Source organism: Rhodococcus sp. (in: high G+C Gram-positive bacteria), assembly GCF_049286785.1.
Taxonomy (GTDB): domain Bacteria; phylum Actinomycetota; class Actinomycetes; order Mycobacteriales; family Mycobacteriaceae; genus Rhodococcus_F.
This window is the reverse complement of sequence record NZ_JBAQEO010000086.1, coordinates 1-8,525: the sequence shown is the minus strand read 5'-3', so window position 1 is coordinate 8,525 and position 8,525 is coordinate 1. Positions and strand designations below refer to the sequence as shown.

General features: G+C 65.7%; 7 protein-coding genes. 1 reads left to right on the top strand and 6 read right to left on the bottom strand.

Annotation, left to right across the window (positions count from 1 at the left end):
- The 6 genes from WAW17_RS03160 to WAW17_RS03135 form a co-directional block, all read right to left on the bottom strand.
- Positions 1 to 1,767 (bottom strand): acetyl/propionyl/methylcrotonyl-CoA carboxylase subunit alpha (locus WAW17_RS03160; RefSeq protein WP_422331565.1); only part of this gene is annotated, 1,767 nt, incomplete at its 3' end.
- Positions 1,768 to 1,899: 132 nt separating this feature from the next.
- Positions 1,900 to 3,276: a condensation domain-containing protein gene (locus WAW17_RS03155; protein ID WP_422331564.1), complete on the bottom strand. Its 1,377-nt coding sequence runs from the start codon at positions 3,274 to 3,276 to the stop codon at positions 1,900 to 1,902.
- Positions 3,276 to 3,713: a SufE family protein gene (locus WAW17_RS03150; protein ID WP_422331563.1), complete on the bottom strand. Its 438-nt coding sequence runs from the start codon at positions 3,711 to 3,713 to the stop codon at positions 3,276 to 3,278. Before WAW17_RS03150 ends, WAW17_RS03155 begins: the two co-directional genes overlap by 1 nt.
- Positions 3,710 to 4,609, bottom strand: a complete 900-nt coding sequence (locus WAW17_RS03145) for a sulfurtransferase (protein WP_422331562.1) — start codon at positions 4,607 to 4,609, stop codon at positions 3,710 to 3,712. The genes WAW17_RS03150 and WAW17_RS03145 overlap by 4 nt, the downstream gene beginning before the upstream one ends.
- Positions 4,610 to 4,825: 216 nt before the next feature.
- A complete protein-coding gene (locus WAW17_RS03140; RefSeq protein WP_422331561.1) occupies positions 4,826 to 6,268 on the bottom strand; it encodes a condensation domain-containing protein in 1,443 nt (480 codons plus the stop codon).
- 5 nt (positions 6,269 to 6,273) lie between these two features.
- Positions 6,274 to 7,791: a condensation domain-containing protein gene (locus WAW17_RS03135; protein ID WP_422331560.1), complete on the bottom strand. Its 1,518-nt coding sequence runs from the start codon at positions 7,789 to 7,791 to the stop codon at positions 6,274 to 6,276.
- Between the two features lie 250 nt (positions 7,792 to 8,041).
- Here WAW17_RS03135 and WAW17_RS03130 point away from each other — a divergent pair.
- A partial coding sequence (locus WAW17_RS03130; RefSeq protein ID WP_422331559.1) for an MFS transporter occupies positions 8,042 to 8,525 on the top strand: 484 nt, incomplete at its 3' end.

The window sequence follows — 8,525 nt, the reverse complement described above, 5'->3', positions numbered from 1 at the left end:
GCCCTGGGTGATGGCGGCGCCGGGTTCGACGGCCAGGCCGGTGACGACGCCGGCCTTGTGGGCGTTGACCGGGTTTTCCATCTTCATGGCCTCGAGGACGGCGATGAGGTCGCCCTCGGCGACCTCCTGTCCTTCGGTGACGGCAACCTTGACGACGGTGCCCTGCATGGGTGCAGTCACTGCGTCACCGGAAGCCGCGCCGCCGTGGGCTCCACCGCGGGTGCGGGCCTTGGGCTTCTTGCGGGCGGCACCATTGACTGCGCCGCCGGGGGAGCCGAGGGTGAACTGGCCGGGTAGTGACACCTCGACGCGGCGCCCGCCGACCTCGACGACCACCTTCTGCCGGGGCAACGCGTCGTCTTCATCGACGGGCTGGCCGCCGGCGAACGGTTCGACCGTGTTGGTCCAGTCGTTCTCGATCCACTTGGTGTAGATGTCGAAGGTGGTGCCGTCGCCGATGAAGGCGGGGTCGTCGACGATGGCCCGGTGGAACGGGATAACCGTGGCCAGGCCCTCGACCTGGAACTCGGCCAGGGCGCGGCGGGCCCGGGCGAGGGCCTGGTCGCGGGTGGCGCCGGTGACGATGAGTTTGGCGAGCATCGAGTCGAACTGGCCGCCGATCACGCTGCCGGATTCGACGCCGGAGTCCATCCGGACGCCGGGGCCGGTAGGCGCGGTGAAGGTGGTGACCGGACCGGGGGCGGGCAGGAAGCCACGGCCTGCGTCCTCGCCGTTGATGCGGAACTCGAATGCGTGTCCGCGGGGGGCGGGGTCCTCGGTGAATCCGAGCTTGTCGCCGTTGGCGATCTTGAACTGTTCGAGGACCAGGTCGATGCCGGCGGTCTCCTCGGTGACGGGATGCTCGACCTGCAGGCGGGTGTTGACCTCGAGGAACGAGACGGTATCGCCCTGGACCAGGTATTCGACGGTGCCGGCGCCGTAGTATCCGGCCTCTTTGCAGATGGCCTTGGCGGACTCGTGAATCCGGTGGCGCTGGTCGTCGGTCAGGAACGGGGCGGGAGCCTCCTCGACCAGTTTCTGGAAGCGGCGTTGCAGTGAGCAGTCGCGGGTGCCCGCGACGATGACGTTGCCGTGCTGGTCGGCGATCACCTGGGCTTCGACGTGGCGGGCCTTGTCGAGATACTGCTCGACGAAGCACTCGCCGCGGCCGAAGGCTGCGACGGCCTCGCGGGTGGCGGAGTCGAACAGTTCGGGGATTTCCTCGATGGTGTGGGCGACCTTCATGCCGCGTCCACCGCCGCCGAACGCGGCCTTGATGGCGACCGGGACGCCGTATTCCTTCGCGAACGCGACGACCTCGTCGGCGTTCTTGACGGGATCCTTGGTTCCGGCGGCCATCGGGGCCTTTGCCTTCTCGGCGATGTGGCGTGCGGTGACCTTGTCACCGAGATCGCGGATCGATTGCGGGGACGGGCCGATCCAGATCAGGCCGGCGTCGATCACGGCCTGGGCGAAGTCGGCGTTCTCGGAGAGGAAGCCGTAGCCGGGGTGGATGGCGTCGGCACCGGACTTGGCGGCGGCGTCGAGAATCTTGTCGAACACCAGGTAGGACTCGGCGGAGGTGTTCCCGCCCAGGGCGAAGGCTTCGTCGGCCAGGCGCACGAACGGGGCGTCGGCGTCGGGTTCGGCGTATACGGCAACGCTGCCGTACCCGGCGTCCTTCGCGGCTCGGATCACCCGCACAGCGATCTCACCGCGGTTCGCTACAAGCACCTTCGTGATGTGCGCACTGACATGACTGGGCACTGAGCCTCCTGTGGTTCGCAATGGACGTTCGCCGCGGTGGTCTGTCTCGGGTCACCAGCGGTTGGTTACGGGCATCACTTCGGAGTGTATGCACCGAACCGGAGGACGATGTAACCGGATCGAGATTTCGACCTAGGGGTGGGCCGAGGTCTGCGAACCTACTGGTGAGTAGTGTGCGGAAACACGGTCGAGTTGCCGCCGAAGGCTCGCCACCCACAGGTGAACGCTCGCCGCCGCGACATCGTTTCCGGGGTATCGAACGGCGAGATTCACACCTCGGGGAGTGCGGTTGATCCATGCGTACACGTCATGGGTGTACTGACGGCTACGCAGTGCCCGGGCGTTCCGCTCGATCCATCGATCCGCTTCCGGGGCGAACCGGACATCCATGTAGGAGACGACGAATCGTGGACGGATCGGGATGCCGAGTTGCTTTTCGATCCGATCGAACGGGACGACGGCTGCCGGTTTGGTGTGGGAGATGTTCCCGGCGGCGGCTTGAGCGACCGTCCCGAAATCATCCGACACGACCTCGAAATCCACCGGGCTCAGACCCACGAACCATCCGAGAGCCGACACCCATTCCGGAGCGTGCCGGGTGTGCACCGGCGTCACGGCACGGAAGCGGTGCTGTCCCGCAACCTCGGAACCGGCCAATCCGAGACACGCGAGCAGTCCGGGAAAGAACCCGACAGTCGCCTCGCGGCACCTCGCATTGAACAATGCGGCCTGTTCGGCATCGAGGATCCACGCGGAAACGTTCTGCTGTGGCCCACCGGTGCGTGGACCGACTTCGAATGGGAACTCCGGAAGCCCGGAACCGTCGAGTGCGGTGCGCCACACGTCGAGAGCGTGCCGCTCCACCTGGGCGTCGGGGACGTCCTCGCGTTCCTGCCGCCCGAAATTCAGATAACTGCCCACGGGTAACAGGTCGGCTACGCGACCGGACACCGCCTCCTCGTAGAGGGAGGTCAACTCGTGCGCGATCAGCACCACCGAGAAGCCGTCGATGATCGAGTGGTCGGCCGCGAAGAACACCATGAAGCGGTCCCGCTGCACGGGTTCGAGTGTTGCGAAGACGTACGACGGCCAGCTGTGCGGTGAAGCGTGCTCGTCGAACAACTCCTGCAGGTGGGCGTAGTTGTCTCCGCCTTCGACGTCGTGTCCACGGCTGAGAACCCCGATGTGCACCCCGCCAGGAGGGGCGGTGTGCCGCCGGATCTCTCCCGTCTCGGCATCGAGACCGGTGTGGGAACGCAGCACCTCATGACGATCGGTCCACTTCTCGAGTGCTGCCGCGAAGGCGGCGACGTCGAGAACACCGTCGATCTCGAAGGCGGAGCCGAGCCAGGATTCCCGTCCACCGGTCTCGGCGCACCGGCGCAGATGAGCTTCGTGAATGTACGACGCCGGACGGGGATCCTCTTCCCATCCCGAGCCGGCACAGGGCAGCCATTCGGTCAGTGCCCCGACGGGGACGGGATAGTCGGCGAGTTCGGTGAATTCCATCAGCGCCCGGTCGGCCCTGCTTCGCGGCGAAGGTTGCGTTTGATGCGTGTGAGCATGGCCGACATCCCGCGCAGCCGCAGCGGGCTGACGGCGTCGGCAAGACCGAGGGCGGAATAGAAATCGTCCGGAATGCCGAGAATGGTGTCCGCACTGTGCCCGTCGAGACCCTGATGAAGGATGGAGGCGAATCCACGTGTGGTGGGAGCCTCGGCGGGCGCGCTGAAGTGCAGGCGAACATGCTCCGGGTCGGAACTGTCCACCGAGAGGAACAGTGGGGATTGGCACTCTGGTACCGGTTCCATCGCGTCCTGCTCGAGTTCTGCGGGCAGGGGCGCGAGTTCGCGGCTGAACTCGAGCAGCAGTTGCAGCTTGTCCGAGGTGTCGACGGCAGCAAAGTCGTCGACGATCTCGGCAAGCGAATCGGGGAGTGCGGTCATGACCGGGCGCCGGGAACATCCCCCGGCTCTTCACCCTTCACGATGGGTACGCGGACCATATTGCCCCACTCCGTCCACGAACCGTCGTAGTTGCGGACGTGCGGGTAACCGAGCAGGTGGGTGAGGACGAACCAGGTGTGGCTCGAACGTTCACCGATGCGGCAGTACGCGACGATGTCGTCGTCGGCAGACACACTGCTGTAGATCTCGTCCAGTTCCCGACGCGAGCGGAAGCGGCTGTCGGGAGCCGCGGCCTTGGCCCACGGAATACTCACGGCGCTCGGGATGTGCCCGCCGCGCAGCGCGCCCTCCTCCGGGTAGTCGGGCATGTGGGTTCGCTCGCCCGTGTACTCCTGCGGTGAACGGACGTCGATCAGCGGGCCCTTGCCGAGGTGCCCCAGCACGTCGTCGTGGAATGCCCGGATGGGCGCATCGTTTCGCTCGACCACCGGGTAATCGGTGGGCTGGGTCTCGGGAACGTCGAACGCGGTGTCGCGGTTCTCCGCGATCCAGGCGTCACGTCCACCGTCGAGGAGACGAACGTCCTCATGGCCGAACAGGGTGAACACCCAGAGCGCGTACGCCGCCCACCAGTTGCTCTTGTCGCCGTAGATGACGACGGTGTCGTCGCGGCGGATGCTCTTGCGGCTCATCAGGGCGGCGAACTGCTCTCCGTTGATGTAGTCGCGAGTGACGGGGTCGTTGAGGTCCAGGTGCCAGTCGATCTTCACGGCACCGGGGATGTGGCCGACATCGTAGAGAAGCACGTCCTCGTCCGACTCCACCACCTTCAGGCCGGGGGAGCCCAGGTGCGCCGACAGCCATTCGGTCGACACCAGTCGATCCGGATGAGCGTAGTCGGTGAAGGACTGTGTGGGATCTGGCGCGACGGGCACGGGCGGGCTCCTGGGGCAGATTCAGTGGGGACGACGTCGATTCTAGGCGGACGCGCAGGCTTCGTCCGACCGGCCGTTCGCGGTGACAGGTCTGGACGACCACGGTCCGTCATGAGCGATATGTGGGAACGCGTTCTTCTACGTGCCGGCATCTACGACCCGATCGCCGTCGCTGCGGCGCGGGTTGTTCTTCGACAACAGGGCGCAGGTTGTTCTTCAGACAACCGGAGTGCCCATGGGATACAGCTGACGGGTGAGTTCGGCGACCGGAGTGACCCCACGCTCGCAGATGTCCTGGAGAACGTCGCACAGCAGGTCGAGAAACTCCGTGACAGTACGTCTGGCTGTCGGTGTTTCGGGGAACCGCGACCGCAGTGCAAGTCCGCGATGAGTGCGGGAAATCCAGAACTGGGCGTCGTCCGCCATCGTGACATTGCTGATGTGGTGAGCGTTCAGCAACTCGTGGTCCTCGGAGCCCGGCAGCCTCCGGTAATCGATGTACGACACCATGAACACGTCGGTCCGAGTACGCCGATAGCCGTCGCCGAGGGCCTCCCGGACCTGTGCCATCGTGACGCCCTTGAGCGTCAGTGCCGTGCGGAACGATGCGTGGGTGTGGGCCAGCGAATTCTGGAAGTCGCCGTCGGGGGTCATCTCGACGGTCAGCGGCGCACTCGTCGTGAGCCATCCGAGTGCGTTGGCCCACTGTGCATCCTGGCGGATGTGCAGCGGGAACTGGAGGGGCATCCGGGACAGGCCGCTGATCGACCGCACGACCATACCCATCGCGGTGAGTGTGCCCGTAAACAGGCTCCCCCCGGATTCCAGGCAGATCTGCTCGAAACGGTCGGTGTCGCAGGCATCGAGGAGGGTCCGCACATCTGCGCCCTGAGGCGCCGGTTCGCCGGCCTCGACGCCCAGGTCGAGGGGAAAGCTCGGGGCGGTTCCGCCACAACGCTGGTAGAACCGGGTCCATTCCCGGACCCGGGGGTCGTCCACATCGGTGACGGGTGTCTCGGCCTCGAGTTCGCAGTACCGCACGAAACTTCCGGGATCACCGAGTGCAGCGGTCAGGTCCGCCGCGGTGATCTCGATCATGCCATCGGCGGCGAGGAGTCGCTCGTAGATCTGACGGAGTTCCCCCAATGCGATGACGAGCGAATAGCCGTCGACGAGCGTGTGGTCGAAGGCGCTGACCACCGTGTAGTGCGAATCGCGCTCGATGGTGGCGAACAGGAATGCCGGAAACGTCAGGGGGTCGCAGGCCTCGGTGAACCGGCGCCGAAGAAGACCACGGAGTTCGTCGGCAGTGGCAGTATTCGAGGTTTCGGAAGCGATCACAGTCACGTTGTCGGGGTCGAGTTCGACCCGGCTCAGCGAGTCCGGCCGGACATCGAAACCCGACTGCAGGGAGTCGTGACGACGGATGAAGTGCACCAGGGCCTGTTCGAAGGCGCCGCGGTCGAGTCGTCCCGGTAGGTCGAACGCCGCCGCCATCCAGACACTGTGGCCGACGCCGTGTGTGCGTGCGGTGTCGAGATGGAACTGCTGGTTGTACGACGGCGGCACGTCCGAGGACGACAGCGAGTTCGGGTCCGACGCGACGGACCACTCGGTGACGGCACCGGGTTCGAGCATGTATCGGTCGATCGAGGTCACGTGCACTACCGCACCTCCGTCGCCGACGCCAGTCCGGAGGTGGCGGAATCGAACGGTGTGATGACGTAATCACCCTCGCGGGCAACGGTTCTCATGATGGCCGAGAGTCGCTCCGCATAGGCGCCGACGGACCGGTGACCGGCCTCGGTGTCAGGATGGGACACGGCCATCCAGGTGCCCTCGAGGACGCGGTTGATCCAGATGGATGCGATCTGCGTTGCCTTGCCGCCGACGAGGCCGGTAGCGCGGGTGGCCACGAAGTCCTCGGTCTGCGGCAGTCGCCGACCGTCGATATAGGAGACGATCGGGGGTGGAGTCAGCCCGGTGTGTTGCACGGGCACGCCCGGACCCGCGTGGGCGAGAACCGTCTCGATCACCTGCTGTACGGACACCTCGCCGAGGGCCTTTCCGGAGTGGTAGGCCTGCTGGGCCTGCTGGGCGAGAGCCGTGAACGTCGCCGCGTCACCGAGGGCGAAGCCCACCGGAACAAGGTTGATGAACCACCCCTGGGACCAGAAATACCGGGGGTCGTTGCGGGTCGTGACGGGCGAGAGCGCCAGGTAGCGGTCCCGTCCGGCCAGTTCGCGCTCGGTGATCGCGAGAGCCGCGAACACGCCTCCGATGAAGTTGGAACCGTGCGCCTTGCAGACGGCACCGAACTGCTCGCACTCCTCGGCGTCGGCCAGTTCGAACCGGCTGCCGATCGCCGGCTGAGGCGCGTCCGATGCGCCGAGGTCGAGCGGGAAGCCCGGAAAGCTCCCGCCACAGGCGGTGAGGTGGCCGAGCCAGCCGTGCACCTCGGGTGATTCCAGTGTCAGGGCCGCAGCTCTTTCTCGTTCCCGCAGGCTGTACTCGACGTAGCTGCCCGGATCGGGCAGATCAGGTTCGGCGCGGTCCAGTTCGGCTTGGTAGATGATCCGGATCTCCGCGAACGTGAGAACCATCGACTGCAGGTCCGTGTGGGCGTGGTCGACCGCATGGAAAAGGGTGAAGCTGTCCCGCGGATCGGGCACGCCCGCCGCATAGTGCTCGACGACGCCGAACACGAACGCAGGCCAGCCCAGAGCGCTCGTCTCGTTCGCGAAGCGGGCGGCAACGTGATCGCGGACCTGCTCCGGTGTGACAAGGATGTCGCCGTCGACCGCGTTGAGTGCGATGTCGGCGGGCGGCACCACATGCCGCCGGACGGCGTTCGCCCGGTCACCGGGAGCCCCGTCGGCGTCGGAGAACGAGAACCAGCTGTGCAGGGTGTCGTGGCGAAGCACGTACCGCTCCAGGGATCGTGTCATCGCATCGGTGTCGAGCCGGCCGGGAAAGTCGAACGCCACGCCGATCCAGGGTGATTGTGTCTCACCGTTGTCGGCGGCCAGCTTGGCCCGCCTCAGGTGGCGTTCCTGCATGGTGGTGGGCAGGGCCGGATCCACCGGGGCGTTCGCGGCGGCGCGTGCGCTCGTGTCTGTGACTTGCCACTTGACGACCCTGCCAGGTTGTGGATTCCAGTGGGTGATCAAGTTCAAGTCCATGGAGCGGCTCCTGTTCGTGGCGAATTCGTGTGTGCGAGCGGGGTCGGTTGGTACGTGACCTCTCGCAACGAACATGTGGCATCGACGTGCCGTACCGCGAGTGGTGTAGATCCTCAGCCAGATTACAGGCTGATACCAGTTACATAAGTGTTGGGAGAAATACCTGTACTTCGCAACCTGTCCAGGATAATATCGCGAACTTGACATGCCTCCCAGGTCCGAACACCAGGCGCTCCATTAACCTAGCCGGATGTCCCTGATCCAGCATGATGTGACCGAACGGCCCGAACTCGGCCAGTGGACGCCGTGGCTGGGTCTGGCCACGAGTCTGGCGGCGGTCTTCATGCAGCTCCTGGACGCGACCATCGTCAACGTCGCCTTACCGAGCATCGCGGTCGACCTCGGCGCGTCGGTTTCTGCGCAGCTCCTCATGGTGAGCGTCTACACGTTGGCCTTCGCATGTTCCCTGATCACAGCAGCTCGCCTCGGCGATATTCTCGGCCGCCGGAAGGTCTTCCTCACCGCCCTGGCGGTCTTCGTGGTGGCCTCTCTGCTGTGCGGACTGGCTCAGACACCTCTCTCGCTCGTCGCATCCAGAGCGGTGCAGGGGCTCGCCGCCGGCTCGATGTCGGCGCAAACCTTTGCCATCATCTCGGGTCTGTTTCCCAAACGCTCCCACCCGCGGGTCTTCGGAATCTACGGAGCGACCATCGGGCTCGCGACGATCTGTGGTC

Bases quoted from the DNA above. Each gene is read 5' to 3' on its own strand.
- WAW17_RS03135 (WP_422331560.1), bottom strand. From the start codon at position 7,791: ATGGACTTGAACTTGATCACCCACTGGAATCCACAACCTGGCAGGGTC.
- WAW17_RS03150 (WP_422331563.1), bottom strand. From the start codon at position 3,713: ATGACCGCACTCCCCGATTCGCTTGCCGAGATCGTCGACGACTTTGCT.
- WAW17_RS03155 (WP_422331564.1), bottom strand. From the start codon at position 3,276: ATGGAATTCACCGAACTCGCCGACTATCCCGTCCCCGTCGGGGCACTG.